Consider the following 26,458-nt stretch of genomic DNA (forward strand, 5'->3'; position numbering starts at 1 on the left):
CTCTCGAAAGGAATTTTCCGCATGGGTGCCACCGTCAAGGTCGACAAGAACAATTTCCAGGCCGACGTGCTCAACGCCAAGGAGCCGGTCGTGGTGGATTTCTGGGCTGAATGGTGCGGCCCGTGCAAGATGATCGCGCCGGCGCTCGAAGACATCGCTCTCGAACTCGGCAGCAAGGTCAAGATCGCCAAGCTCAACATCGACGAGAACCCCGAGCTTGCCGCGCAGTTCGGCGTGCGCTCGATCCCGACGCTGATGATCTTCAAGGGCGGCGAAGTCGCCGACATGAAGGTTGGCGCCGCGCCCAAGACCGCGCTGTCGCACTGGATCAACGGCAGCCTCTGATCCAATCGAAATTTCTAATTGCAAAAGCCCGGCCGTCGTGCCGGGCTTTTTGTTGGCGCCATCGGCCAACCCGCTCTGGCCCTCACATCAGGGCACGCCATGTCTTCTGTTGGCAGCAGAAACAGGGAGAGCGACATGACCGGATCCGCCAAGGCCACCGTCTTCATCGACAATGAGCGCGTCATCGTCACCGAGTACCGCTTCCAGCCCGGCGACAACACCGGCTGGCATCGTCACGGCCACGACTATGTCGTGGTGCCGCTGATGGACGGCAAGGTGAAGCTGGTGACCAAGGACGGCGAAAGCTTCGCCGAGATGAAGAAAGGCGCGCCCTATTTCCGTAGGGAAGGCGTTGAACACGACGTCATCAGCGCCAATGACGGCGAATATGCTTTTATCGAGATCGAGCTGAAGTGAGCCGCCAAAGCTGTGCCCGGACTGGTGCGACCTGTCTGGTCACCAGTCGGCGATCCGGTCCCCGCCGGTGAACTGCGCGCTTTTGTCGGTGTATTCGAACAGCTCGATCTTCACGCCGTTGGGATCGCGGATGCAGGCCTGAAAGGTGTCGTCGCAGGCGTGCTTCTTCGCGGTCACGTCGATGCCCTTCGCCTTGATATGAGCGATCGCGGCGTCGATGTTTTCGACTTCCAGGCAGAAATGGTTGATCTGGTTGAGCTCGCTGTAGGTGGAGGCATCCTTCTGGAACACCTCGACATGGCTGCGGCCGCCGCAATCGAGGTAGAAGCCGAAAATCCCGCCGTCGCGCAGGAAATTGAACCGCGTGTCCAGACCGAGCACATCGCGGTAGAAACTGCGCGTCGCTTCCAGGTCATGGGCGAAAATGCAGACATGGGCGAGCTGCTTCACCTTGATCATCACGGGCTCCCTACACTGGTCGTCAAGCGCTCAGAGCGTTCACCGTTTCATGGAAACGGCGAACCACTCTAGCTCTTTGTTTTAACGCAATTCCGGACGGAAAACCGCTCACACTTTTCCTGGAATTGCTCAGGTCGGTGGCGTGCCATTCTCGGCCAGCACCGCGCCGGCAAGATAAAGCGACCCGCCGATGAGTATGCGGGGCGCCGGCCCGTCCCAGGTGTCGCGCAGCAGCATCAGCGCGTTGGCGACGGAACTCACCGGCTCGGCGGACAGCCCGGCTTCCGCGGCCCGGATCGCCAGTTCGTCATTGGGCACGCCGGCATCGCTCAGGCTCACCGGCACGGTGTAGACGTGCCGGACGAGGCCCTTGAAGGCACGGAAATAGCCGCTCTGGTCCTTGGTGTTGATCATGCCCGAAATGAGGAAGAGCGGGCGCGGGTTCTTTTCCTCCTGCTCGGCCAGCGCTTCGGCGACGACCACGCCGGCGCCCGGATTGTGGCCGCCGTCGAGCCAGATGTCGGCGCCCTTCGGCGCCAGCTCCGCCAGCCGGCCCTGCGCCAGCTTCTGCATGCGGCCCGGCCAGGCGACATGGGTCATCGCCTTCTCGGCTGCGCGATGGCTGATCTCGAAGCCGGCCGCCTTGACCGCGGCAATCGCGGCCGCCGCATTGGCGAACTGGTGGCGCCCGGGCAGGCGCGGCGGCGGCAGGTCCATCAAGCCATCCTCATCCTGGTAGACCATGCGGCCGTTTTCCTCGAAGGCGAGGAAATCCTGGCCGTAGACGAAGGTCGGGCACTCCAGCCGCTCGGCGGTCTCGATCAGCACCTGCAGCGCCGTCTCGCTTTCCTGCGCGCCGATGACCACCGGGCAGCCGCGCTTCATGATGCCGGCCTTTTCGGCCGCGATCAGTTCGACCCGGTCGCCAAGATAGGCCTCATGATCCATCGACACCGGCATGATCACCGACACGGCGGGCCCGGCGACAACATTGGTGGCGTCGAAGCGGCCGCCAAGGCCGACCTCGATGATGGCGGCTTCGGCCGGATGTTCGGAAAACAGGATGAAGGTGACGGCGGTGAGGATCTCGAAGACGGTGATCTTCTGGCCGTCATTGGCCTTGGCGACGCGGGCAATGGCCTCGGCGAAGGTCTCATCGTCGACGAGTTTGCCGCCACCGTCGGCGGCGAGCCTGTAGCGCTCGGCCCAGTTCACCAGATGTGGTGAGGTGTGGACATGGACAAGGTGGCCGGCGGCCTCGAGCAGGGCACGCGAAAAGGCGGCGCAGGAGCCCTTGCCGTTGGTGCCGGCGATGTGGATGACCGGCGGCAGCAAATCCTGCGGATTGCCCAGCCGCTCCAGGAGCCGCGTGATGCGGTCGAGCGAAAGGTCGAAGCCTTTCGGGTGAAGCGCCATCAGGGCTTCGATTTCGCGGTCGGCGGCAAGCGTTGTCATGGCAGAATCCCGGCGCATGGCCCGAGGACCAGAATCAATCCTGGAATGGCCAAGGCAATCAAAAGGCTACAGCGCGCCATGGACATGGCGCAATCGCTGTTCGCGGCGGCTGGTGTCGCGTCCTCAGGCCTGCGGCCGGGCTTCGGTGGCAACGACCGCGGGCGGCAGGATTTCCGGCTCCAGCGGCTTCTGCTCGCCCGGCAGTTTGAGCAGCATCTTCAACAGCCGCGCGATCGTTTCGCGCATCTCCAGCCGCGACACCACCATGTCGACCATGCCGTGCTCCATCAGATATTCGGAGCGCTGGAAGCCGTCCGGCAGTTTTTCGCGGATGGTCTGTTCGATGACGCGCGGGCCGGCAAAGCCGATCAGCGCGCCAGGCTCGGCAATATGCACGTCGCCCAGCATGGCGTAGGAAGCGGTGACGCCACCGGTGGTCGGGTTGGTCAGCACGACGATGTAGGGAAGGCCGGCTTCCTTCAGCCGGTCGACGCCGACCGTGGTGCGCGGCAGCTGCATAAGGGACAAAATACCTTCCTGCATGCGAGCGCCGCCGGATGCGGCGAACAGGATCAGCGGGCGCTTGCGCTGCAGCGCAACCTCGAAACCATGCACGATGGCGTCGCCGGCGGCCATGCCGAGCGAGCCACCCATGAAGGCGAAATCCTGCACCGTGACCACCACCGGCAGGCCCTCGACGGTGCCCAGCGCGTTGATGATGGCGTCTTCCAGGCCGGTCTTGGCCTTGGCGTCCTTCAACCGGTCGACATAGCGCTTCTCGTCGCGGAACTTCAGCGGATCCTGGACGACCTTGGGGTTTTCGAGCTGCTCGTACTTGCCGTCATCGAAGAAGAATTTCAGCCGCTCCTTGGCCGAGATCTTCATGTGATGGCCGGAAGACGGGATGACGAACTGGTTGGATTCCAGATCCTTGTGGAACACCATTTCGCCGGTCTCGGGATCCTTGATCCAGAGATTCTCGGGCATGTCGGTGCGCCGGCCGAGCATCGAATTGATCTTCGGGCGAACGTAATTGGTGATCCAGTTCATCGCTTCGGCTCCTGTCCTGACGAAGAGTTGGCAAAAGACGTAGGAAAACTATTCGGCAGCAGCAAGGCGGGCCGAGCGCACGCCTTGCGCCAGGCCGCTGACCAGCGTGGCGACGGCCTCGGCCGGGTCGGCGGTCTTTTCGCCCTTCGGCCCCAGCACATTGGCGACCGCATTGACGATCGCCGTACCAACGACGACGCCATCGGCATTGGCTCCGATGACACGCGCCTGCTCGGCAGTCTTGACGCCGAAGCCGACGCAGACCGGCAGGTCGGTGTGGCCCTTGATGCGGTTCACGGCGGCGGCCACCTTGCCGGTGTCGGCCAGGGCCGAGCCGGTGATGCCGGTCATCGACACGTAATAGACGAAACCGGAGGTGTTCTGCAGCACCTTAGGCAGGCGCTTGTCATCGGTGGTCGGCGTCGCCAGGCGGATGAAGTTGATGCCGGCTTTGAGCGCCGGAATGCAAAGCTCCTCGTCCATTTCCGGCGGCAGATCGACGACGATCAGCCCGTCGATGCCGCTGGCCAGCGCGTCTTTCAGGAAGCGGTCGACGCCGTAGATGTAGATCGGGTTGTAATAGCCCATCAGCACGATCGGCGTTTCATTGTCACCGGCGCGGAATTCGGACGCCATCTTCAGTGTCTTGACCAGCGTCTGGCCGCCTTTCAGCGCGCGCAGGCCAGCCGCCTGGATCGCCGGGCCATCGGCCATCGGATCGGAAAACGGCATGCCGAGTTCAATGATATCGGAGCCGGCGCCGGGGAGCGCCTTCATGATCGACAGCGAGGTGTCGTAGTCGGGATCGCCGCCCATGAAATAGGTGACGAGCGCCGGGCGGCCTTCGGTCTTGAGCTTCGCCATGCGGCGGTCGATACGGGTGGTCATTTCTGGCCCTTTGGACAAATTTTGCTCATAATCACTCCCAAGTCGAAACCGTCCAAAGGGCCTAGATTTCCATGCCCAGCATCGAGGCCACCGTGTGCACATCCTTGTCGCCGCGGCCGGACAGGTTGACGATGACGATCTGGTCCTTGTCCATGCCAGGCACGATCTTGACCGCATGGGCGATAGCGTGCGCGGATTCCAGCGCCGGGATGATGCCCTCGACGCGTGTCGTCAGCTTGAAGGCTTCCAGCGCCTCGTCGTCGAGGATCGGCACATATTCGACGCGGCCGGAGTCGCGCAGCCAGGAATGTTCCGGACCGACGCCGGGATAATCGAGGCCGGCCGAGATCGAATGGCCGTCCATGATCTGGCCGTCGGCGTTCTGCAGGAGATAGGTGCGGTTGCCGTGCAGCACGCCGGGCGAGCCGGCATTCATCGAGGCGCAATGCTCGATGCCGTCGAGGCCGCGCCCGCCGGCCTCGATGCCGATGATGCGCACATCCTTGTCGTCGAGGAAGGGGTGGAACAGGCCGATGGCATTCGAGCCGCCGCCGACAGCGGCGATGATGGTGTCGGGCAGCCGGCCTTCCTGTTCGAGGATCTGCGCGCGCGCCTCGGTGCCGATCACCGATTGGAAGTCGCGCACCAGTTCCGGATAGGGATGCGGGCCGGCGGCGGTGCCGATCAGGTAGTAGGTGTCCTCGACATTGGTGACCCAGTCACGAAGGGCTTCGTTCATGGCGTCCTTCAGCGTGCCGTGGCCAGCGGTGACCGGCCGCACTTCGGCGCCGAGCAGCTTCATGCGGAACACGTTGGGGCTTTGCCGTGCAACGTCGGTGGCGCCCATATAGACGACGCAGGGATAGCCGAAGCGGGCGGCGACAGTGGCGGACGCCACGCCATGCTGGCCGGCGCCGGTTTCGGCGATGATGCGCTTCTTGCCCATGCGCTTGGCCAGCAGAATCTGGCCGAGGCAGTTGTTGATCTTGTGCGAGCCGGTGTGGTTCAGGTCCTCGCGCTTGAAATAGACTTTCGCGCCACCGAGATGTCTCGTCAGCCCTTCGGCGAAATACAGCTTTGACGGACGCCCGGCATAATGGGTCGACAGATCGGTGAGTTCAGCCCTGAAATCCGGATCGTTCTTGACCTCGTTCCAGTGCCGCTCCAGGTCGAGGATCAGCGGCATCAGCGTTTCGGCGACGAAACGGCCGCCAAAAATGCCGAACATGCCCTGCTCGTCGGGTCCGGTGCGGAAGGAATTGGGTGTCGCCGGCTTGTTCATCGCCGATCTCCTGGCTTCTTGACTTGTTAAGCGTGTCCTTGTCGGAAAACCGGTTCCCACTTTTCCGGGACATGCTCTCATTTAAGGCTTTTAGGCGGCGCGGTCGTCGCGTGCTGCCCGGACGGCCCGGAAAAACTGTTCGATCAGCGCCGGATCCTTGACGCCCGGCGCGCTTTCCACGCCTGAGGAAATGTCTATTCCGGGCGGGTTCGCAAGCTGAAGGGCATCGCCGATATTGGCGGCGTTCAGCCCACCGGAAAGCATGTAATCGACGCCGGCGTCAAGGCCGGCAAGGATGCGCCAGTCGAAAGCGACGCCATTGCCACCCGGCAACTGCGAGCCTTTCGGTGGCTTGGCATCGAACAGGAACCGGTCGGCAATGCCGATGAAAGGCTTGACCCGGCCGAGGTCGGCGGCCTCGCTGAGCGGCAACGCCTTCATCACCGGCAACCTATGGCGGACCTTGAGTTCGGCCACCCGTTCGGGTGTTTCCGAACCGTGCAACTGCAGCATGTCGGGCTGCATGGCCGTGACGATCTCGTCCAGAAAGGCGTCACTGGCGTCGACCGTGACGGCGACCGCCAAGGCCTTGTCGCGCGCGGCTTCGCGCAGGCGCCCGGCTTCCGCCGGCTCGACATAGCGCGGGCTCTTGGCGAAGAAAATAAAGCCGACGTGGCTGGCACCGCCGGCGAGCGCCGCGGCCATCGCCTGGTCGGTCTTCAAGCCGCAGATTTTGATGTCGAGCGCCATGGCGCGGGAATTGGCATGAAATCGCGACAGAGTCGAGAAAAAGCATGCTGTTTGCCGGCAAGGCCAAAGGCGCTACCTATTGATGATAGCATGTCGACTGGACTGATAGCATGCCGGGCGGGAGAACGATCATGACCGACAGAACGGTTGCCGAACTGAAGCAGAAGATCGCGCAAGCGCGCGAGGTCATCGCCCATCTGATAGACAAGGCGGCCTTCAACAACGCCGAGGCGCATCGGGCACTGGACTATTTCGGTGGCGATGAATTTGACCGGAATTTCCTGCCCTGGCCGCATCATGGCGATGAAGGGCTGCGGCCGGAGGAACTCAACGCCGCGAATGACGATTGACTACTCGAACACGATCGCCTGCAGGGCGCCGCCATTGCGCTTCAGCCAGTCCTTGCAGCGGTCGGTGTCAGGGCAGAGTTTTTCGCACAGTTTCCAGAATTTCGGGCCGTGGTTCATCTCCTTGAGATGCGCGACCTCATGCGCCACGAGGTAGTTTATCACAGGCTGCGGCGCCATCATGATGCGCCAGGAGAAGGAGAGATTGCCTTCCGAGGTGCACGAGCCCCAGCGGCTGGAGGTGTCCTTGTAGCGGATCGCCTTGGCGCGCTTGCCGAGCGCCTCGGTGTGTTTGATCACCAGCTTCTCGATCTCTTTTTTGGCCTCGCGCTTCAAGAAGTCGGCGATGCGACGCGGCAGGTGCACACGGTCGCCATGGACGATCAGCAGCGGGCCGCGGTCGTCACGCGATACCGTGACGGTGCCGCGCTTCGACGGTTCGTGGACGATGCGGTGCGGCACGCCCCGGATCGGGATCTTGATGCCCGGCCGCACCTGCGGGCGCGTCGGCACCTTGGCCAGGCGCTGCTCCAGCCAGTCCTGATGGCGGTCGAGGAACCTGTCAACCTCGCCGCGGCGCAGGCCGGGCGGCACGGTGATGCGCAGGCCCTGGCCGCCGGAATCGATGCGCAGCGTCAAGCGCCGAGCCCGGGCGCTCTCGACGATCTTGAGCGGCAGCGTGCGACCGGCGACACAATATTCGCGTTCCACGACTGGCGTGGCCTTGGGCTTCGTCAGATTGCGGAAGAATCCGATGGTCATGGCGGGACGATACGCGATTCGAGAAAAACGACTAGAACAAAAAAGAAACGGCGCCGCTCGCGCGACGCCGTTCTCATACCTTGGCCTGTCGCTTGGCCTCAGTCGTCAAGCAGGTTCGAGCCCTTGCCGCGCTTGGTGGGCGTCGTGCCGGTGCTCGGATCGGTCTTGGCCGGCGCGGTTGACTTGTTGCGGTTCGCCATGAAGCGATCGAACTCGTCCTGATCCTTGGCGCGACGCAATTCGCGGGCATAGTCGTCGAACTCGGTCAGCATGTCGTCGAGCTTGCGGCGTTCCTCGGCGAGGCGCTCAAGCTCCTTTTCGCGCCAGTCGTCGAAAGCGACGTTGCCGGTGCGGGCGGAGCCATTGCCCCAGCGCGCGGCCTTGTCGGAACCACGGCGGCAGCCGGCGAAGATGCCGTCGGTCGCGCGGTTGACGTCACGCTTGAAGCCGTCGAGCCGGTCGCCCCAGATGATGTAGGCGAGCATGGCGAAGCCGAGCGGCCAGAACACCATGAAGCCGATCACCATCAACGCGATGGTTGCCGGCGTCCAGGCCGGGCGGATCAATGCAGATGTGTTCATTTTCTCCCATTCCTTCGGTTGGAGACAGCCAGAACCGGCTGCGTGGAATCGAAATGGGAAGGCAAAAACGGCGATTCAAGACAACATCCGCCAAAACCGGACAAAGGCCTGAAATGATTATCGCTTTTTGAGCCTGTCGAGGAAAAGCACGACCAGCCCGGCGATCAGCCCCCAGAATGCGGCGCCGACGCCGAACAAGGTCAACCCCGAAGCGGTGACGACAAAGGTGACGGTGGCGGCCATACGGTCGCCCTCCGCCTTCAGCGCGATCGCCAGCGCGTTGGCGAGCGAGGCCATCAGCGCCAGGCCCGCCACCAGCACGATCAGGCTCTGCGGCAGGACGGCGAAGATCGCTACCAGCGAAGCGCCGAAAATCGCGAAGACGAGATAGGCGAGCGCATAGAAGGGGCCGGTCTTCCAACGCTCTGCGGGGTCGGGGTGGACGTCCGGCCCGGTGCAGATCGCCGCCGAGATCGCCGCCAGGTTGGTGGTCGAGCCGCCGAACGGCGCCGATAGCAGCGAGAAGAAGCCGGTGACGCCGATCAGCGGGCCGGGCTCCGGATGATAGCCGGCGGCGCGCAGCACTGCGAGACCCGACAGGTTCTGCGAAGCCATGGTGACGAGATAGAGCGGCAGCGCCAGGCCGATCATCGCCTTGGCGGTGAAATCAGGCGCGATCAGCGTCAGCGTCGACAGTTCGGGTGTCGGCAAGCCGCCGACACGGCCGGTGAGAAACGCGGCGAGACCGCCACCGACCAGTACCGCCAGCACCGACAGCGCCGGGTGGAACAGGCGGATCAAGAAGAAGGCCGCGATCAGCGGCAGGATCAGCCAGGGGTCGACAGGAATGGTCTTGACCGCATTGAGAGCGAAGGTGACGACGATGCCGGCGAGCATGCCTGAGGCGACCGAGGGCGGGATTCTGGAGATCAGCTGCGTCAAAGGCCGGAACAGACCGGTGGCGACCAACAGGACGGCGGTGACGATGAAGGCGGCGACCGCCTCGCCGATCGAAAAGCCGCTCGATGCCGCCATCAGCGCCAGGCCTGGCGTCGACCATGCGGTGATGACGGGCATCTTCGTGCGCCAGGACAGCCACAGGCTCTCGATCGCCATGGCAAGGCAAATGGTCGTCACCCAGCTCGCCGTCTGAATTTGCGTCGCGCCGACCGCGTGGGCGGCGGCAATGACTATGGCCAGCGTGCCGCCGAAGCCGACGATGGCCGCGACGAAAGCCGAGATCGGGATGGAAAGGCGCATCGTCACTTGGCCCGCCCGGCCATGTCGCCGACCGCGCGCACCAGCATGTCGAGATCCTGTGGTCGCGACAGGCGGTGGTCGCCGTCGGGAATAAGCGACAGCGTGACATCGTCGGCCGGCAGCAGGCCGACCAATTTCAGCGCATGGCTCGACGGCACGTCCGGATCGGCCAGGCCTTGCAGGATGTGGACCGGGCAATGCGTGTCGATCGGACCGGTCATCACCCGGTTGGCGCGCCCGTCCTCGATCAGAGCGCGGGTATAGATGTAGGGCTCGGCTGAATAATCGGAGGGTTCGGCGAAGAAACCCTTTTCGGCGAGGTCGCGCTTTTGCCCCTCGGTCAGAACCGGTTCGACCAGCTCAGAGGTAAAATCCGGCGCCGGCGCCAGCAGCACCAGGCCGACGACGTTTGCGTCGCCCGCCTTGCGCAATTCCTGCACCATGCGCAGCGCGATCCAGGCGCCCATCGACGAGCCGACCAGGATCTGATTGCCCTTGGCAAACTTCCGGAACACCGCAAGGCTTTGCGACAGCCACGTCGAAATCGTGCCGTCGGCAAAGGCGCCGCCGGATTCGCCATGGCCGGAATAGTCATGGCGCAGGAAGGCGCGGCCCTCTTTCGCCGCCCAGTCCGACAGGGTCTCGGCCTTGGTGCCAAGCATGTCCGACTTGTAGCCACCCAGCCAGACGACGCCTGGTGTCGAGCCCGCGCCATGGCGCACCGCGATGCGCGACCCATCGACATCGAGAAAGGTCGGGGGCGTGACGGTCATGGCTTTTTCCTCAGGCCCCTGTTCTGGCTCGGGGTTCTTGTGGCACAGCCACAGGCGTGGCGAAAAGTGCTCGCGCTGTTTCTTTGTTTGGTGCAGGCGGTGATCAGGGTGATTTTCTATCAATGCTGTGCTATTGACTCCGCCCGCGCGCTCACCACATTGGCGCGTCCACGCATCAACACTGACAAATCCTGAACGAAACGGCCAAGGAGACCACGACCATTCGCAGACCTTTCAAAGCAGCGGCGCCGACCAAGGATGGGCCGCGCTCCAACCGTGACATCCGGGTTCCCCGGGTCCAGCTTATCGACGCCGAAGGCCAGAACCGCGGCGATGTTTCCATCAACGACGCATTGCTGCTCGCCGAAGAGGCCGGGCTCGATCTCGTTGAGATATCGCCCAATGCGGTACCGCCCGTCGTAAAGATCCTCGATCTCGGCAAGTTGAAATACGCCAACCAGAAGAAGGCGGCCGAGGCGCGCAAGAATCAGAAGGTCATCGAGATCAAGGAGATCAAGATGCGCCCGAACATCGACAGCCATGACTACGAGACCAAGATGAAGGCGGTGCGCCGCTTCTTCGAGGAGGGCGACAAGGTCAAGCTGACATTGCGCTTCCGTGGCCGCGAGATGGCGCATATGGAACTCGGCATGCAGCTTCTGAACAAGGTGCGCGAGGAAGTGGCGACCATTGCCAAGGTCGAGGCGGAGCCGAAGCTCGAAGGCCGCCAGATGATGATGGTGCTGGCGCCGCGCTAAGGTGTGCTGAATATCAACACCGCCTGAGATCACGATAAAGTCAGGCGTGCCCAGCGCTCCAAATCCGCCTGAATTGTCTTGCAGAGCGTCCCCGCGATCGGCGGGACGCCTGTTTCTCGGCTAAGCCGCGATCGCCGGCTTTGTTTTTATGCCTGTCGTCCTCCCAAAACCGGACCCACTTTTGGGCGACATGCAATTGGCTCTTCGACGATCGGACACCCCCTTGGACAACGAAATCAAATACGGGCTGGGCAATTACCAGCAGATGCGTCGGCTGGTGCTTGCCGTGCTCGTGGTGGTGCTGTTTCTGGCGCTTCTGTTCGGACAATCGACCTTCCCGCCCGATACGCCGGTGCATGAAACAATCGAGATGTTCGGCGTGCTCCTGATTTTCCTCGGCATCGTCGGGCGGCTTTGGGCGACGCTCTATATAGGCGGGCGCAAATCCTCCGAAGTGGTGACGGGCGGGCCCTATTCGATCACCCGCAATCCGCTCTACGTGTTCTCTACCGTGGCCGCAGCCGGCGTCGGCGCGCAGATCGGCTCGTTCTCAGGCATCATCCTGTTCGCATTGCTGTGCGCGGGAGCCTTCCACATCGTCATCCTGCGCGAAGAGAAATTCCTCAAGGAAGCGCTTGGCGCGCCCTATCAGGCCTACCTGGACAAGGTGCCGCGCTTCTTCCCGAAGCTTTCCCTCTACCAGGAGGGCGACACAGGCAGCTTCAAGCCGCGCCTGCTGTTGACCACGCTGCTCGACGGCCTGGTGTTCCTGGTCGCGCTGCCGGCCTTCGAACTGATCGACGGCGCGCAGCAGACCGGCATGCTGCCGGTGTGGTTCACGCTGCCCTGAGCGGGGACAGAGCGTCGCACGGCTTCGGGTGTTGCGTACAGGCCTGCTTTGACGTATAGGACCGCCGTTCAAGAAAACCGCCCGGCAGGGCATGCCGTGGCGGTTTCATTTGCTTTTCGGGCTTTGGTCGGCCCGAAGCGAACAAGAAGCGCGATAGTGCGCCAACAATACGGAGTAGCAAAATGCCCAAGATGAAGACCAAATCGGCCGCCAAGAAGCGGTTCAAGATCACAGGTACGGGTAAAGTCCTGTCGGCTGCGGCCGGCAAGCGTCACGGCATGATCAAGCGTTCCAACAAGTTCATTCGAAATGCCCGCGGCACGATGGTTCTGGCTGAACCGGATGGCAAGAAGGTCATCAAGAATTTTCTGCCGAACGGCCTCTAAGGCATTCGGTTTCAGGAACACGAATTTGTTTTTACGCAATTCCGAACGGAAAACCGCAACACACTTTTCCTGGAATTGCTTTTAAGGAGATCATGACATGGCACGCGTAAAGAGAGGCGTCACCTCGCACGCCAAGCACAAGAAGGTCCTGAAAGCCGCGAAAGGCTTCTACGGCCGTCGCAAGAACACCATCCGCATCGCCAAGCAGGCGGTGGAAAAGTCGCTGCAGTACGCTTACCGCGACCGCAAGAATCGCAAGCGCTCCTTCCGCGCGCTGTGGATCCAGCGCATCAACGCGGCGACCCACGAGCATGGCCTGACCTATGGCCGCTTCATCGACGGCCTCAACAAGGCCGGCATCGAGATCGATCGCAAGATCCTGTCCGACATGGCCATCCATGAGCCGCAGGCTTTCGCCGCGCTCGTGGCCAAGGCCAAGGTCGCGCTCGAATATCTGAAGAACACCACGCCGAACGCTTTTGAAAGCGCTGTCGCCTAAGACCAGCGCTTCCCAAGCATTCGCAATTCTGATTATGGGGAACCCGCGCTGGCACGGCTGGCGCGGGTTTTTCTTATGCCTGATATCAACTTGAACGTGACTTTCACGTTAGCGCAGATTTCCAACGTAGCGAGTTTGACCGTGAACGACGCAACCACCGGCCTGGATACGCTCGAAAATTCCCTGCTGGCCGACATCGCATCGGCCGCCGACGAGCCGGCCATCGAGGCCGTGCGCATCGCTGCCTTCGGCAAGAAGGGCACTGTGTCCGAGATGCTGAAGACGCTTGGCGGCATGACCGCCGAGGAGCGCCAGCTCAAGGGCCCGGTCATCAACGGCCTCAAGAACCGCGTCACCGAGGCGCTGACGGCCCGCAAGGCCGAGTTGAAGGACGTGGCGATCGCAGCACGTCTGGCCGCGGAAAAAGTCGACGTGACGCTGCCGGTGCGGCAGTCGCCGGCCGAGCGCGGCCGCATCCATCCGATCAGCCAGGTGATCGACGAGATCGCGGCGATCTTCGGCGATCTCGGCTTCGCCATCGCCGAAGGTCCCGATATCGAGACCGACTATTACAATTTCACCGCGCTGAATTTCCCCGAGGGCCATCCGGCGCGCGAGATGCACGACACGTTCTTCTTCCAGCCGGACGAGAAGGGCGAGCGCAAGCTGTTGCGCACGCATACCTCGCCCGTGCAGATCCGCACCATGGAGAAGCAGAAGCCGCCGATCCGCATCGTCATTCCGGGCAAGACCTACCGCCAGGATTCGGACGCCACCCACTCGCCGATGTTCCATCAGGTCGAGGGTCTGGTGATCGACAAGACGGCCAACGTCGCCAACATGAAGTGGGTGCTGGAAGAATTCTGCAAGGCGTTCTTCGAAGTGCCATCGGTCAAGATGCGGTTCCGCCCGTCCTTCTTCCCGTTCACCGAGCCAAGCCTCGAGGTCGACATCCAGTGCGACCGCTCGCGGCCCGGCGAAGTGCGCTTCGGCGAAGGCTCCGACTGGATGGAGATCCTCGGCTGCGGCATGGTGCATCCCAACGTGCTGCGCGCCGGCGGGCTCGATCCCGACGAGTATCAGGGCTTTGCCTGGGGCATGGGCATCGACCGCATCGCCATGCTGAAATACGGCATGCCGGACCTGCGCGCCTTCTTCGACGCCGATGTGCGGTGGCTGTCGCATTACGGTTTCCGGCCGCTCGACATGCCGACGCTGTTCGGAGGTTTGAGCGCGTGAGCGTCGCTGCCGATCCCTATACGGACGCGGTGACCTTCCGCTTTGGCGACAGTCCGGAACTCGCCGACGAGTTGCTGGCGCTGGTGCTGTCGGGGCGCAAGACCGCGACCTGCGGTGCCCTGCGCGACTATGGCCGCGCCGAGCCGATGCCGGAGGTAGGTCGTCGCGATGTCGTGCTCGATGGCAGCGGCCGCCGCGCCGCGGTGATCGAGACGGTCGAGGCGATTGTGCGGCGCTTTGACGAGGTCGACGCCGACTTTGCCCGAGACGAGGGCGAAGGCGATTTGAGCTTTGAATACTGGCGCGAGGCCCATCGCGCCTATTTCGAGCGCAATGGCGGCTTTTCGCCTGAGATGAAACTGGTTTGCGAACGCTTCCGTCTGGTCGAAGTGTTCAGTCGAGAAGACGCGAAAGTATGAGACGATGAACAAGCTGTCGCATTACCGCTTCCGGCCGCTCGACATGCCGACGCTGTTCGGCGGTCTGAACGCATGACAGCGCCCCACATTGGCGGTTGCCGCTGCGGCGCCGTGCGGTTCGAGGCCTCGGCCGAGCCGCATCACGTCAGCTATTGCCATTGCGGCGATTGCCGGCGGGCGAGCGGCGCGCCGGTATCGGCCTTTGTCGGCTTCCTGGCCGGCAAGGTAGCGTTCACCGGCAAGGCGCTGAAGATGTATGAGAACGGCCCGGTAACGCGCTCGTTTTGCGGCGTCTGCGGCTCGCCCATCGCCTATGTCGACGAGCGGCTGGAAGACGACATCTACTTCATGCTCGGCGCCATGGACGCGCCGGCCGATTTCAAGCCGACGCTGCATGCCTATGTCAGTGAGCAGCTTCCCTTCCTGCATATGTCCGACGACTTGCCTAGACATCTGAAATCAAGCGTCAAAAGACCAGACGGAACAGTCCCATGAAATTCACCCTCTCCTGGCTCAAGGATCATCTCGAGACCGACGCCACGCTCAACGAGATCGTCGAACGGCTGACCTCGATCGGCCTCGAAGTCGAGCATGTCGACGACAAGTCGAGCCTGAAACCCTTCGTCATCGCCAAAGTGCTGACGGCGGTGCAGCACCCAGATGCCGACCGGTTGCGCGTGCTGACCGTCGACACCGGCGACGGCAAGCCGCCTGTCCAGGTCGTCTGCGGCGCGCCGAATGCCCGCGCAGGCCTGATCGGCGCTTTCGCAGCGCCCGGCACCTACGTGCCCGGCATCGACGTGACGCTAACAGTCGGCAAGATCCGTGGCGTCGAGAGCCATGGCATGATGTGTTCCGAGCGCGAGCTGGAACTGTCCGACGAGCACAACGGCATCATCGACCTGCCGGCCGACGCGCCGGTCGGCACCAGCTTCGCCACCTATGCGCATCTCGACGATCCGGTCATCGAGATCAATCTGACGCCGAACCGGCCGGACGCCACCAGYGTCTACGGCATTGCCAGGGATCTGGCGGCAAGCGGGCTCGGCACGCTGAAAAGCGCCGCGGTCGAAAAGATCTCCGGCAAGGGCGAGACACCGGTCAAGGTGGTGATCGAAGCGCCGGAGCTTTGCCCAGGCTTCGCCTTGCGGCTGGTGCGCGGCGTCAAGAACGGCCCGTCGCCGAAATGGCTGCAGCAGAGGCTGATCGCCATTGGTCTGAGGCCAATCAGCGCGCTGGTTGACATCACAAACTACGTCACCTTCGATCGCGGCCGGCCGTTGCATGTGTTCGATGCGAAGAAGGTCGCCGGCAACCTCGTCGTGCGCCGCGCGCGCGACGGCGAGAAAGTGATGGCGCTCGATGGCCGCGAATACACGCTGACATCAGACATGTGCGCCATTGCTGATGACAATGGCGTCGAATCGATCGCCGGCGTGATGGGCGGCGAGCATTCCGGCTGCGACGAGAACACTTCAGACGTGCTGATCGAATCGGCGCTTTGGGATCCGATCACCACCGCCCGCACCGGCCGCACGCTCGGCATCATCACCGATGCGCGCTACCGTTTCGAGCGCGGCGTCGACCCTGAATTCATGGTTCCCGGCGTCGAGCTGGCAACGAAATTGGTGCTCGATCTCTGCGGCGGTGAGCCGGCCGAGACCGAGATCGTCGGCTACGCCGGCCACAAGCCAAAGATCGTTGCCTTCCCGGTGTCGGAGGTGAAGCGGCTTACCGGCATCGAGGTGGCTAAGGCGGAAAGCCTCGACATCCTGTCTCGCCTCGGCTTCAAGCCGCAGGGCTCGGGCGATGTCGTGGACGTCGCGGTGCCGTCCTGGCGTCCCGATGTCGACGGCAAGGCGGACCTGGTCGAAGAGGTGATGCGCATTCACGGCGTCGACAACATCGCGCCGCAGCCGCTCGGCGCGCATGACGCGGTCAATTCGAAGATCCTGACCACGCTGCAGGTCCGCACCCGCACGGCCAAGCGGGCGCTTGCCGTGCGCGGCATGATGGAGGCCGTCACCTGGTCGTTCATCCCGGCCAAGCACGCCGAACTGTTCGGCGGCGGCCAGACGGCGCTGAAGCTCGCCAACCCGATCGCCGCCGACATGTCCGACATGCGGCCGTCGCTGCTGCCGGGGCTGATCGCCGCCGCGCAGCGCAACGCCGACAGGGGCATTGGCGACGTGGCGTTGTTCGAGGTGTCCGGCACCTATGAGGGCGACGGCGCCGACCAGCAGCGGCGCGTGGCCGCCGGCGTGCGCCGCGGCACGGCCAAGCTCGACGGCTCCGGCCGTAGCTGGGCCGGCAATTCCGGTCCTGTGGGCGTGTTCGACGCCAAGGCCGATGCGATCGCGGCGCTGGAAGCCTGCGGCGCGCCGGTCGACCGGCTGCAGATCGAGGCGGGCGGTCCGGCCTGGTACCACCCCGGCCGTTCCGGCACGATCAAGCTCGGGCCGAAGACCGTGCTCGGCACGTTCGGCGAATTCCATCCCAAGACGATGGAAGGCCTTGATGTTTCCGGCCCGCTGTGCGGCTTCGAAGTGTTCGTCGATGCCGTGCCCGAGCCGAAGGCCAAGCCTACTAAGACCAAGCCGAAGCTGGAGCTCTCCGCCTTCCAGGCGGTGAAGCGCGACTTCGCCTTCGTCGTCGACAAAGCGGTCGAGGCCGGCACGCTGGTGCGCGCAGCATTGGCCGCCGACAAGAAGCTGATCACAGCCGTCTCGGTCTTCGACATCTTCGAGGGCGCAGCGCTCGGCGCCGACAAAAAGTCGATCGCCATCGAAGTGTCGATCCAGCCGGTCGAGAAGACGCTGACCGACGAGGATTTCGAGGCGCTGGCCAAGCGTGTCGTCGAGAATGTCGGCAAGCAGACGGGCGGCGTGCTGCGCGGCTGACGCAATTCCAGGAAAAGTGCTTGGCGGTTTTCCCACAGGAATTGCGCAGAAACCAACGACTTGCGGGCGGATGGCGAATCGTCCTCCAAAGGGCGATGGACCATCTGCGCTATTCCGGGCTGCCATGCGAAGCACAGCGCGCGGCATTCCTCGACATCGTGTCGGGCGACCCGCTGGTCGGCGACGCGCTGGCGCGAGCTCGCGCGCTGGCGCTGCCGGACTGGCTGGTCGTCTCCGGCGCGCTTTACAACAGCGTCTGGAACCATTTGACCGGCAAGCCGCCGGGTTACGGCATCAAGGACGTTGATCTCTTCTATTTCGATGACAGTGACCTGTCCTATGAGGCCGAGGACGCCGTCATCCGCAGGGCAGCGCGGCATTTCGAGGGGCTGACCCTGCCGGTCGAGGTGCGCAACCAGGCGCGTGTGCATCTGTGGTATCCGCAGAAATTCGGGCAGCCCTGCCCGCGCTATACGAGTTCCAGCGAACCCATCGGCCATTTTGCCTCCAGGACGCATGCGGTCGGGGTTCGCTACGATGGCAACGGCGCGCTCGAATTGGTGGCGCCGTTCGGGCTCGATGATATCTTTTCGTTCCGCATCACGCCGAACCGGGTGACGGACAACCAGCGGACCCATGAGGCGAAGGGCAAGCGGGCAAAGGCGTGCTGGCCGGAGATTAGTGTGGTGCCGTGGTAGGAGAGATAGGTGCGAGGCGCCCCCCTCTGGCCTGCCGGCCATCTCCCCCACTTGGGGGGAGATTGGCGGCTTGGCCGTGCCGCCCTTCCTTCAAGCGCTGGTGATTGGCGAAAGCCGCGATGACACTCAATCTCCCCCCTTGTGGGGGAGATGTCCGGCAGGACAGAGGGGGGCGCCTCGCGTTGGCGTCTCAACAATATGGGGCGCCGAAGCGCCCCATTGCCTAGCCATTCACCAGCGCCAGCAACTCCTCCGTATAGCGCTTGCCCATCACCTTATCCGGCGACAGCGCATCACCAATCGCCGCGACCTCGGCCGCACTCAGCTCGATACTCGCCGCCGCCGTGTTCTGCTCCAGATGGCGGATTTTGCGCGCGCCGGGGATCGGCACGATGAAATCGCCCTGATGCAGTACCCAGGCCAGCGCCAGCTGCGCCGAGGTCACGCCCTTTTCCGTCGCCAGTCTTTCCAGCGTGGCGATAACCTTGGCATTGGCTTCCATGGCCTCGGCCTGGAAGCGCGGCAAGGTGCGGCGCCAGTCGCCATCGTCAAGCGTTTCGGGCCTGGCAATCGCCCCCGTCAAAAGGCCACGGCCGAGCGGGCTGTAGGGCACGAAGCCGATGCCGAGTTCGCGGCAGACGGCAAGCACCTCCTCTTCCGGATCACGGCTCCACAGCGAATATTCGCTCTGCACGGCAGCGATGGGATGCACGGCATGCGCCCGGCGGATGGTCGCGGCACTGGCTTCCGACAGACCCAATGCGCGCACCTTGCCCTCGCGCACCAGCTCGGCCATGGCGCCGACCGTGTCCTCGATCGGCACGCAGGGGTCGACACGGTGCTGGTAATAGAGGTCGATGACATCGGTGCCCAGCCGCTTCAGCGAGGCTTCGGCCACCGCCTTGACGTGCTCGGGGCGGCTGTCGACGCCGGCCATGCGATCGAGGCCGGTGCCTTCCTCCAGAATCTTGAAGCCGAATTTGGTGGCGATCGTCACTTTGTTTCGCACCGACTTCAGCGCCTTGCCGAGCAGGATCTCGTTGTCGTAGGGGCCATAGACTTCCGCCGTGTCGAAGAAGTTGACGCCGATCTCGACGGCGCGGTGCAGCGTGGCGATCGCCTCTGCCTCCGGCTGGCCGCCATAGGCGAAGCTCATGCCCATGCAGCCGAGGCCGACGGGGTAGACGTTCAGTTCAGTTCCTAGCTTGCGGGTTTGCATCACGCGTCTCCTTGTTGCGGTTGCGATGCAGCAGAGATAGCGCCTTGCAGTCTGTTCGATAATCGGCTCTTCTTCGTACGGGCCGTTCCAAGAAATAGACCAATGAACCGAGCGCATCTTTCCCAGCTTGCCGTGCTGGCAACCGTTGCCCAATGCGGCAGTTTTCGCGGCGCGGCCAGGGAATTGGCCATAGCGCCATCGGCGGTCAGTCATGCGGTGTCCAGCCTGGAGGCGCGGCTCGGCGTACGGCTCTTGGCGCGCAGTACGCGCAGCGTCGCGCCGACGGAAGAAGGCGCGCAACTCTTGGAGCGGCTGCGGCCCGCCCTTTCCGAGATCGACTTGGCGCTGGAGGCGGCGGTCGAGTCGCGTGAGCGACCGGCCGGGAATCTCAGGCTCAGCGTGCCGCGCACGGCGGCGCATCTGGTGCTGACGCCGCGTCTCGGCGCCTTTGCCAGGGCCTATCCCGACATTGTGCTGGAGATCGTCATCGAGGACCGCTTCACCGATGTCGTCGAGGGCGGTTTCGATGCCGGCGTGCGGCTCGGCGAGAGCCTGCAGCGCGACATGATCGCGGTGCGCATCGGGCCGGACCTTCGCGGCGCGGTTGTCGGCGCGCCATCCTATTTCGAGACCATGCCGAGGCCGCATCATCCGTGCGACCTTGCCGATCATCGCTGCATCCGCTTCCGCTTCTCCAGCGGCATCCTCTACCGCTGGGAATTCGAAAAGGATGGTGAGGAGATAGAGATATCAGCGCAAGGGCCGCTGATCCTCGACGAGGACCATTTGATCGCGCAAGCGGTGGTCGACGGCGCCGGGCTCGCCTTCGTCTTCGAGCCGTATGTCCAGGCCCCGCTCGCCGACGGCAGGCTGATCCGCGTGCTGGAGGACTGGTGCCCGTTTTTCGAGGGGTTCTTCGTTTATTATCCGAGCCGCCGCCAGATGCGCCCGGCGCTCAGGGCGTTCGTGGATTTCTTCAGGGTGAGTGGATAGGCGCGACCACCCTCCCCCTTGTGGGGAGGGTCGGCTCGCAGTCGCAGCGCAGCGGAGATTGCGAGACGGGGTGGGGGTCAGCGCCCTACGAAGACCCCCACCCCGATCCGCTTCGCGGATCGACCCTCCCCACAAGGGGGAGGGTGGAAGAAAGCGCGACTCAGCGACGTTTGTCTCGCATGCAAACCTCAATCACCAACACGCCAACCCGCTACGGCTGGGCAACGATCCTCCTCCACTGGCTGATCGGCATCATCTTCATCGGCCAGTTCGCCCTTGGCTTCATCATAGTTCGGCTGACCAGCCAGCGCTCCGCCTTCGAGCTGATCCAGTTGCATAAATCGCTAGGTTTTCTGCTGCTTGGCCTCATCATCCTGCGCATCGCCTGGCGGCTTGGCAACGCGACCCCGCCTTTGCCCACTTCGGTCGGCACGCTGGAGCGGCGAACGGCGCCGCTCGCGCATCTGGCGCTTTACGCCTTCCAGGTCGCCCTGCCCTTGTCCGGCTGGGCACTGGTTTCGGTGTCGACGCTGGAAATCCCGACCATGCCGTTCAACTTGTTCGTGATGCCCAATTTGCCGCTCACCGAATCCGATGCCGCCGAAAGCTTCTGGGCGGCCGCGCACTGGTATCTCGCCTATGCCGGCATCGCGCTCGTCGCACTGCATGTTGCCGCCGCGCTCCGCCACCATCTCCTGCTGCGCGACAGCGTGCTCACGCGCATGATCACACCTTCGTCAGGTGGGGAATAGAGCGGGCAGCCGGCGCGTTTGTGGGGGTGAGGACGCGAACCAGCGTTGCCTCGAGGAAAGGAACAATCCCATGCATGCGCGCATCCTTGGATTCGCGGCGTTTGCCGCATGCCTTGCCGTGCCCGCAGCCGCGGCGGTGGCATTGAGCGACGCCGCCGGCAGCTACACGATCAGCCCGGCGGCCTCCAGCATCCGTTTCACCATAGGCAAGGCCGGCGGCGGCGGCTTTGACGGCGCCTTCGCCCGCTTCAAGGGCACGATCCGCATCGACAATGGCGATGTCGGCCGCTCGAAGGTCGACCTCACCATCTATCCGGAGAGCGTCGGCACCGGCCAGAGCCGCATCGATGCGTTCCTGCGCTCCGACGCGGTTTTCGATGCGGCCAACAGCCCGGAGATCCAGTTCCGCTCGACCAGCGTGACCCGCACCGGCGACACATCGGCCCTCGTCACCGGCAGGTTGACGGCGCGCGGCAAGACGTTTGCGGAAAAATTCACCGCCGAACTCGATGGGTTGAAGGGCGGAACGATCAAGTTCCATGTCACCGGCAAGGTGCTGCGCTCACGCTACGGCATGGATGTCGGCACGCCGCTCTACTCCAACGTCGTCGACTTCGACATGACGCTGACTGGGAAGAGGGGCTGATCTGGGACGGCCTTCGGTCATTGGCTTTTCCGTCGATTTCGGGCAAACCTCGTCTGAAATAACCGACATGGAGAAGCGTGATGTTCCGATGGGGTGTGTTGTCGACGGCCAAGATCGGCCGCGAGCAGTTGTTGCCGGCAATCGTCGAGGCGGAGAACGGCGTGTTGTCGGCGATCGCCAGCCGCGACCTGTCGAAGGCCAAGGCCCTGGGCGAGCGCTTTGGCGCCCGCCATGCCTTCGGCTCCTATGAGGAATTGCTGGCCTCCAAGGACATCGACGGCGTCTATATTCCGCTGCCGACCTCGCAGCATGTCGAATGGACGGCTAAGGCGATCGAGGCGGGAAAACATGTGCTGGTCGAGAAGCCTCTGGCGCTCGACGCGAAGGACATTCTCCCCCTGATCAAGCTGCGCGACGCCAAGAAGGTGCTGGTCTGCGAAGCCTTCATGGTCATCTACCATCCGCAATGGATCAAGGTGCGCGATCTCATCGCCAGCGGCGCCATCGGCCGGCTGCGCCATGTGCAGGGCGCGTTCTCCTACTACAATGTCGACCCCAACAATATGCGCAACCAGCTCGATCTCGGCGGTGGCGCATTGCCTGACATCGGCGTCTATCCGACCGTGTCGACGCGGTTTTCGACCGGCAAGGAGCCCAGCCGCGTCCAGGCGACGATCGAGCGTGACAAAAAATTCGGCACCGACATCTACTCCTCGATCCGCGCCGATTTCGGCGATTTCGAACTGTCCTTCTATTTGTCGACGCAGATGGCGGCGCGCCAGGTGATGGTGTTCCACGGCGAGAAGGGTTTCATCGAGGTCTTTTCGCCGTTCAATGCCGGGCTCTACGACCATCATCGCGTCGAACTGCACAACCAGAACCACACCGAGGCGCAGGTGTTCCGTTTCCCCGGCACGCAACAGTACCGGCTGGAGGTCGAAACCTTCGCGCGCGCCGCGCAGGGCGGCAAGGAGCGTGTCTTCACGCTGGAGGAATCCGTGCTCAACCAGAAGGTCATCGACGCCATTTTCCGCGCCGGCGGCAAGGACGGCTGGGAGGCCGTCTAACTCTTATTTTGACGCAATTCCGGGCGGAAAACCGCTTCACACTTTTCCTGGAATTGCGTTAGCCGGCTAATTCTGGGAGGAAATATGGCTGACGACGCGGACGTGATCATTGTCGGCGCCGGCCTTGCCGGGCTGGTTGCCGCCGCCGAACTGGCAGAGGCCGGCAAGAAGATCATCATCGTCGACCAGGAGCCGGAGCAGTCGCTGGGCGGCCAGGCATTCTGGTCGTTCGGCGGGCTTTTCCTCGTCGATTCGCCCGAGCAGCGGCGCATGCGCATCCGTGATTCGCACGATCTGGCGCTCGAGGACTGGATGGGCACCGCCGCCTTCGACCGGCCGGAGGATTTCTGGCCGCGCAAATGGGCGGAGGCCTATGTCGGATTTGCCGCCGGCGAGAAGCGCTCCTGGCTGCTGCAGCGGGGCCTGAAATTCTTTCCCGTCGTCGGCTGGGCCGAGCGCGGCGGCGGCAACGCCATCGGCCACGGCAATTCGGTGCCGCGCTTCCACATCACCTGGGGCACCGGGCCGGGCGTTCTCGAGCCCTTTGTCCAGCGCGTGCGCGAGGCGCAGAAGCGTGGATTGGTCAGCTTCAAGTTCCGCCACCGCGTCAATGAACTGACGCTGACAGGCGCGGTGGTGACTGGTGTGCGCGGCGACATCCTTCAGCCAAGCACCGTCGAGCGCGGCCGCAAGAGCTCGCGGGAGGTATCAGGCGATTTCGAGCTGCATGCGCAAGCGGTGATCGTCGCCTCCGGCGGCATCGGCGCCAACCATCAGTTGGTGCGGGAAAACTGGCCGAAGCGGCTGGGCGCCGCGCCCAAACGCATGATCACCGGCGTGCCGGACCATGTCGACGGCCGCATGCTCGCCATCACGGAACAGGCTGGTGGTTCGATCATCAACCGCGACCGCATGTGGCACTATGTCGAAGGCATCAGGAACTGGGCGCCGATCTGGACCGAGCATGCGATCCGCATCCTGCCCGGCCCGTCCTCACTCTGGCTCGACGCCAGGGGCAAGCGACTGCCGGTGCCGCTCTATCCCGGTTTCGATACGCTGGGCACGCTCAGCCACATCATGAGCACCGGCTTCGACTATTCCTGGTTCATCCTGACCAGGAAAATCATCCAGAAGGAGTTCGCGCTGTCGGGCTCGGAGCAGAACCCGGACCTGACAGGAAAAAGCTGGCGCCAGGTGCTCGGCCGCGCGACATCGGGCATCCCGGGTCCGGTGAAAGCCTTCATGGAGAAGGGCGAGGATTTCATCGTCGAGGCCGATCTCTCGAAACTGGTTGCCCGCATGAATGCGTTGGCGGGTGGCGAGCCGCTGCTCGATGTCGCCGAGGTCGAGCGCGAAATCCGCGCCCGCGACAGGCAGCTCGACAATCCGTTCTCCAAGGACATGCAGATCACCGCGCTGCGTGGCGCGCGGGCCTATCTCGGCGACAAGCTCATCCGTACGGCCAAGCCGCACAAGATGCTCGACCCCGCAAACGGCCCGCTGATCGCGGTGCGCCTCAACATCCTGACGCGCAAGACGCTGGGCGGCCTGCAGACCGATCTCGACAGCCGCGTGCTGGGCGCCGACGGCCAGCCGGTACCGGGGCTCTATGCCGTGGGCGAAGCCGCCGGCTTCGGCGGCGGCGGTGTGCATGGCTACGCGGCGCTGGAAGGCACGTTCCTTGGTGGCTGCATCTTCTCCGGCCGCGGCGCCGGCCGGGCGGCGGCGGCCTCGGTGGCGTGAAACGAGGCTATTGCTGTCAGCTAGACCAGATAGTCGCTGGCTGGATAGGAATCAGAGAGGAGGTTTTGGCCTGAGCTATAAAGGCCGCATGTGCGCCACCCGCCATCACGGATTCCGGCGCGGTCGGCGCGGCTCCATGCAATCGGGCGACGGCGTCGCCGCCAGGCCGCCAGCGCAGTCCGGGCCGTCGGGCTGTATGTCCGGCGCTGGCGCACAATCGATTGCTGGTCCACCGCAATCGGGGCGTTCTGGACGGTCCGGCCTGTCGGGTCGGTCTGGCCGATCCGGACGATCTGGTCTGCCCGGCCATTCTGGTCTGTCAGGCCGGTCCGGCCGATCCGGCCAGTCGGGGCGATCCGGCCTATCCGGCCTGTCGGGGCGCCATGGCCTGTCAGGTCTATCGGGGCGCCACGGCCTGTCAGGGCGCCACGGCCTGTCGGGCCTGTGGTCACGGTCGCGCCAGTGGTGATCACGCCAAGGGCGGTCGCGGTAATCGTCCGTGTCGACGCATGCACTCAGCGTCGCGGCACAAAGGAGGAGCGCCAACGCGGTTGCGAACCTGGTCATGATTGCGGTCGTTTCCTTGCTGTTGGCCACCTACGCGATGGGTCTGCCTGCTCGGGATTGCGCCTGCATTACGTCTTGTGCGAACGGGGATTCTGCATGACGCCCAGCGCCACCAATCTGGTGCGGGAAATCGTCAGCCGGCACGGCGGCCATGTCTCAGTGGCCGATGCGCCAGGCGGCGGCGCCTGTTTCAGCATCGCGCTGCGGACGGCCGTGAACAGCAAGCCTGGCAATGTGATTCCGCTGCGGCGGGGTCAGGTGAAAGCCGCGTTGTAGGCGCGGGGCCGATCTCTGAGTTGCGCTGCGCTCACCAGAGCCAGCTGCCCTTCCCCAGCGCGGCCGCCGCATCGACAATCCGGGTGAAACTTTCGCGGGCGCGACCGACCGTGTGCCGGGCCCTGAGATAGCCATGCACCAGGCCCGGTTCCTCGAACCATGTGGCCCGCCCGCCGCCCGCGATGATGCGGTCGCGATAGGTTTCGCCATCCGAAGACAGCGGGTCGCACTGCGCGGTGATCAGGACTGTCGGCGGCAGCCTGGCGAAGTCGGTATCGGCCAGCGGGGCGAGTGTGGCATCGCGGCTGCGATCCTGCCCGCCGGTGCGGATGTGCTTGTAGAATTCGAGATCGCGCATGGTCAGCATCGGCGCCTCGGCATGGGTCACATAGGAACCCTTCGAACGGTCGCCGCCGAGGCCGGGATAGATCAGGACCTGGCCCACCGGCGGCTTCGCATGGCCGCGCGTGGCGTGCGCAACTGCGGCGCAGAGATTGCCGCCGGCGCTGTCGCCGCAGAGCAGGATGGGGCGGTCGCGGCTGGACGCAGCCCATGCGAAGGCGCTCATCGCATCATCGAAGGCTGCCGGATGCAGATGCTCCGGCGCCAGGCGGTAGTCGACCGAGACAACCTCGTAGCCGGTGCGGCCGCAGAGTTCGGCGCAGACATCGTCATGGCTGTCCAGCCCGCCAAGGATGAAGCCGCCGCCATGGATGTAGAGCACGGTCGCCGCCGGCTGCGGGGCGCTTCGGTAGGTGCGGATCGGGATGTCGTGCGTGGGCGTTGCAATCGCGGAGGTTTCGACCGTCACGCCCTGGGGGTAGCCGGCAAAGAATTCCCGGCACATACGGTCATAGATCTCGCGCTGCTGGGTGATCGTGTAGTCGATCGTATCGGGCGGATAGTATGAATTGGTCCGCTCGATGAAGGCCCAGGTCTCGGCGTCGATGAGTTTCGTGTAATCGGTCATGGAACTCCTTTACCTCCCCCTTGATGGGGGAGGTCGCCGCCGAGCGGTGGGTGGGGGTGGCGGCGCTTCACCCCACCCCGGAACCTTCGGTCCGACCCTCCCCATCA

The 26,458-nt window shown here is 63.9% G+C and carries 30 protein-coding genes; 18 read left to right on the forward strand and 12 right to left on the reverse strand.

Features of this window, described 5'->3' with window-relative positions:
* The first annotated feature begins 21 nt into the window (after positions 1 to 21).
* Both trxA and AC1DPX_RS02480 read left to right on the forward strand, forming a co-directional pair.
* Positions 22 to 345: a thioredoxin gene (gene trxA, locus AC1DPX_RS02475; RefSeq protein WP_140888484.1), complete on the forward strand. Its 324-nt coding sequence runs from the start codon at positions 22 to 24 to the stop codon at positions 343 to 345.
* Positions 346 to 480: 135 nt separating this feature from the next.
* Positions 481 to 762, forward strand: a complete 282-nt coding sequence (locus tag AC1DPX_RS02480) for a cupin domain-containing protein (RefSeq protein ID WP_202356670.1) — start codon at positions 481 to 483, stop codon at positions 760 to 762.
* A gap of 39 nt (positions 763 to 801) precedes the next feature.
* Here AC1DPX_RS02480 and AC1DPX_RS02485 read toward each other — a convergent pair whose 3' ends face one another.
* The 6 genes from AC1DPX_RS02485 to AC1DPX_RS02510 form a co-directional block, all read right to left on the reverse strand.
* Positions 802 to 1,221 carry a VOC family protein gene (locus tag AC1DPX_RS02485; protein ID WP_477234347.1) on the reverse strand — a complete coding sequence of 140 codons (420 nt, stop codon included), beginning with the start codon at positions 1,219 to 1,221 and terminating at the stop codon, positions 802 to 804.
* Between the two features lie 129 nt (positions 1,222 to 1,350).
* On the reverse strand, positions 1,351 to 2,676 hold the full coding sequence (locus tag AC1DPX_RS02490) for a bifunctional folylpolyglutamate synthase/dihydrofolate synthase (protein WP_477234349.1): 1,326 nt from the start codon (positions 2,674 to 2,676) through the stop codon (positions 1,351 to 1,353).
* A gap of 123 nt (positions 2,677 to 2,799) precedes the next feature.
* On the reverse strand, positions 2,800 to 3,726 hold the full coding sequence (gene accD / locus AC1DPX_RS02495; protein WP_202356673.1) for an acetyl-CoA carboxylase, carboxyltransferase subunit beta: 927 nt from the start codon (positions 3,724 to 3,726) through the stop codon (positions 2,800 to 2,802).
* Between the two features lie 48 nt (positions 3,727 to 3,774).
* The gene (gene trpA / locus AC1DPX_RS02500; RefSeq protein WP_010912924.1) at positions 3,775 to 4,614 is read right to left on the reverse strand and encodes a tryptophan synthase subunit alpha; all 840 of its coding nucleotides are present in this window, start codon (positions 4,612 to 4,614) and stop codon (positions 3,775 to 3,777) included.
* A gap of 61 nt (positions 4,615 to 4,675) precedes the next feature.
* Positions 4,676 to 5,896 carry a tryptophan synthase subunit beta gene (gene trpB, locus AC1DPX_RS02505; RefSeq protein WP_477234351.1) on the reverse strand — a complete coding sequence of 407 codons (1,221 nt, stop codon included), beginning with the start codon at positions 5,894 to 5,896 and terminating at the stop codon, positions 4,676 to 4,678.
* A gap of 90 nt (positions 5,897 to 5,986) precedes the next feature.
* Positions 5,987 to 6,646: a phosphoribosylanthranilate isomerase gene (locus tag AC1DPX_RS02510; protein WP_477234353.1), complete on the reverse strand. Its 660-nt coding sequence runs from the start codon at positions 6,644 to 6,646 to the stop codon at positions 5,987 to 5,989.
* 131 nt (positions 6,647 to 6,777) lie between these two features.
* Between AC1DPX_RS02510 and AC1DPX_RS02515 the strand changes: the two genes are divergently transcribed.
* Complete coding sequence (locus tag AC1DPX_RS02515; protein ID WP_477234355.1) at positions 6,778 to 6,996, forward strand: hypothetical protein; 219 nt, start codon at positions 6,778 to 6,780, stop codon at positions 6,994 to 6,996.
* On the opposite strand, the gene AC1DPX_RS02520 is transcribed toward AC1DPX_RS02515, so the two are convergent.
* From AC1DPX_RS02520 to AC1DPX_RS02535, 4 genes are all read right to left on the reverse strand, one after another.
* A complete protein-coding gene (locus tag AC1DPX_RS02520; RefSeq protein WP_477234356.1) occupies positions 6,997 to 7,755 on the reverse strand; it encodes a M48 family metallopeptidase in 759 nt (252 codons plus the stop codon).
* A 98-nt stretch (positions 7,756 to 7,853) separates the two neighbouring features.
* Positions 7,854 to 8,336 carry a DUF2852 domain-containing protein gene (locus AC1DPX_RS02525; RefSeq protein WP_096452769.1) on the reverse strand — a complete coding sequence of 161 codons (483 nt, stop codon included), beginning with the start codon at positions 8,334 to 8,336 and terminating at the stop codon, positions 7,854 to 7,856.
* 117 nt (positions 8,337 to 8,453) lie between these two features.
* Positions 8,454 to 9,596, reverse strand: a complete 1,143-nt coding sequence (locus AC1DPX_RS02530; protein WP_477235727.1) for a benzoate/H(+) symporter BenE family transporter — start codon at positions 9,594 to 9,596, stop codon at positions 8,454 to 8,456.
* A gap of 2 nt (positions 9,597 to 9,598) precedes the next feature.
* The gene (locus AC1DPX_RS02535) at positions 9,599 to 10,369 is read right to left on the reverse strand and encodes an alpha/beta hydrolase (RefSeq protein WP_477234358.1); all 771 of its coding nucleotides are present in this window, start codon (positions 10,367 to 10,369) and stop codon (positions 9,599 to 9,601) included.
* A gap of 221 nt (positions 10,370 to 10,590) precedes the next feature.
* On the opposite strand from AC1DPX_RS02535, the gene infC reads away from it, so the two are divergent.
* The 9 genes from infC to AC1DPX_RS02580 all read left to right on the forward strand — a co-directional run bounded on the left by infC (position 10,591) and on the right by AC1DPX_RS02580 (position 18,118).
* A complete protein-coding gene (gene infC, locus AC1DPX_RS02540; protein ID WP_010912915.1) occupies positions 10,591 to 11,127 on the forward strand; it encodes a translation initiation factor IF-3 in 537 nt (178 codons plus the stop codon).
* Between the two features lie 223 nt (positions 11,128 to 11,350).
* Positions 11,351 to 11,977 (forward strand): methyltransferase family protein, encoded by a 627-nt coding sequence (locus tag AC1DPX_RS02545; protein WP_477234360.1) that lies wholly within the window; start codon positions 11,351 to 11,353, stop codon positions 11,975 to 11,977.
* Positions 11,978 to 12,159: 182 nt separating this feature from the next.
* On the forward strand, positions 12,160 to 12,363 hold the full coding sequence (gene rpmI, locus AC1DPX_RS02550; RefSeq protein ID WP_006201248.1) for a 50S ribosomal protein L35: 204 nt from the start codon (positions 12,160 to 12,162) through the stop codon (positions 12,361 to 12,363).
* Positions 12,364 to 12,460: 97 nt separating this feature from the next.
* On the forward strand, positions 12,461 to 12,862 hold the full coding sequence (gene rplT / locus AC1DPX_RS02555; protein ID WP_006201247.1) for a 50S ribosomal protein L20: 402 nt from the start codon (positions 12,461 to 12,463) through the stop codon (positions 12,860 to 12,862).
* Positions 12,863 to 13,003: 141 nt separating this feature from the next.
* A complete protein-coding gene (gene pheS / locus AC1DPX_RS02560) occupies positions 13,004 to 14,101 on the forward strand; it encodes a phenylalanine--tRNA ligase subunit alpha (RefSeq protein WP_202356681.1) in 1,098 nt (365 codons plus the stop codon).
* On the forward strand, positions 14,098 to 14,520 hold the full coding sequence (locus tag AC1DPX_RS02565; RefSeq protein ID WP_477234362.1) for an ASCH domain-containing protein: 423 nt from the start codon (positions 14,098 to 14,100) through the stop codon (positions 14,518 to 14,520). Before pheS ends, AC1DPX_RS02565 begins: the two co-directional genes overlap by 4 nt.
* Before the next feature lie 72 nt (positions 14,521 to 14,592).
* Positions 14,593 to 15,015: a GFA family protein gene (locus tag AC1DPX_RS02570; RefSeq protein ID WP_202356683.1), complete on the forward strand. Its 423-nt coding sequence runs from the start codon at positions 14,593 to 14,595 to the stop codon at positions 15,013 to 15,015.
* Entirely contained in the window at positions 15,012 to 17,420 is a 2,409-nt protein-coding gene (pheT, locus tag AC1DPX_RS02575) for a phenylalanine--tRNA ligase subunit beta (protein ID WP_477234364.1), read from the forward strand. Before AC1DPX_RS02570 ends, pheT begins: the two co-directional genes overlap by 4 nt.
* A 95-nt stretch (positions 17,421 to 17,515) precedes the next feature.
* Complete coding sequence (locus AC1DPX_RS02580) at positions 17,516 to 18,118, forward strand: nucleotidyltransferase family protein (RefSeq protein ID WP_477234366.1); 603 nt, start codon at positions 17,516 to 17,518, stop codon at positions 18,116 to 18,118.
* A 223-nt stretch (positions 18,119 to 18,341) separates the two neighbouring features.
* Here the strand turns inward: AC1DPX_RS02580 and AC1DPX_RS02585 are convergent, their stop codons facing one another.
* The gene (locus AC1DPX_RS02585; RefSeq protein ID WP_477234368.1) at positions 18,342 to 19,337 is read right to left on the reverse strand and encodes an aldo/keto reductase; all 996 of its coding nucleotides are present in this window, start codon (positions 19,335 to 19,337) and stop codon (positions 18,342 to 18,344) included.
* A gap of 102 nt (positions 19,338 to 19,439) precedes the next feature.
* On the opposite strand from AC1DPX_RS02585, the gene AC1DPX_RS02590 reads away from it, so the two are divergent.
* The 6 genes from AC1DPX_RS02590 (at position 19,440) to AC1DPX_RS02615 (ending at position 25,381) form a co-directional block, all read left to right on the forward strand.
* On the forward strand, positions 19,440 to 20,330 hold the full coding sequence (locus tag AC1DPX_RS02590; protein WP_477234370.1) for a LysR family transcriptional regulator: 891 nt from the start codon (positions 19,440 to 19,442) through the stop codon (positions 20,328 to 20,330).
* Between the two features lie 179 nt (positions 20,331 to 20,509).
* Positions 20,510 to 21,082: a cytochrome b gene (locus AC1DPX_RS02595; RefSeq protein WP_477234372.1), complete on the forward strand. Its 573-nt coding sequence runs from the start codon at positions 20,510 to 20,512 to the stop codon at positions 21,080 to 21,082.
* A gap of 70 nt (positions 21,083 to 21,152) precedes the next feature.
* Complete coding sequence (locus AC1DPX_RS02600) at positions 21,153 to 21,728, forward strand: YceI family protein (protein ID WP_477234374.1); 576 nt, start codon at positions 21,153 to 21,155, stop codon at positions 21,726 to 21,728.
* Between the two features lie 80 nt (positions 21,729 to 21,808).
* Positions 21,809 to 22,795 (forward strand): Gfo/Idh/MocA family protein, encoded by a 987-nt coding sequence (locus AC1DPX_RS02605; RefSeq protein WP_477234376.1) that lies wholly within the window; start codon positions 21,809 to 21,811, stop codon positions 22,793 to 22,795.
* Between the two features lie 84 nt (positions 22,796 to 22,879).
* On the forward strand, positions 22,880 to 24,538 hold the full coding sequence (locus AC1DPX_RS02610; RefSeq protein ID WP_477234378.1) for an FAD-binding dehydrogenase: 1,659 nt from the start codon (positions 22,880 to 22,882) through the stop codon (positions 24,536 to 24,538).
* A 663-nt stretch (positions 24,539 to 25,201) separates the two neighbouring features.
* A complete protein-coding gene (locus AC1DPX_RS02615; protein ID WP_477234380.1) occupies positions 25,202 to 25,381 on the forward strand; it encodes a hypothetical protein in 180 nt (59 codons plus the stop codon).
* Positions 25,382 to 25,412: 31 nt separating this feature from the next.
* Here AC1DPX_RS02615 and AC1DPX_RS02620 read toward each other — a convergent pair whose 3' ends face one another.
* Entirely contained in the window at positions 25,413 to 26,351 is a 939-nt protein-coding gene (locus tag AC1DPX_RS02620) for an alpha/beta hydrolase (protein WP_477234381.1), read from the reverse strand.
* Between the last annotated feature and the right edge of the window lie 107 nt (positions 26,352 to 26,458).

The sequence above is a fragment of the Mesorhizobium sp. 01N446 genome, assembly GCF_056399285.1.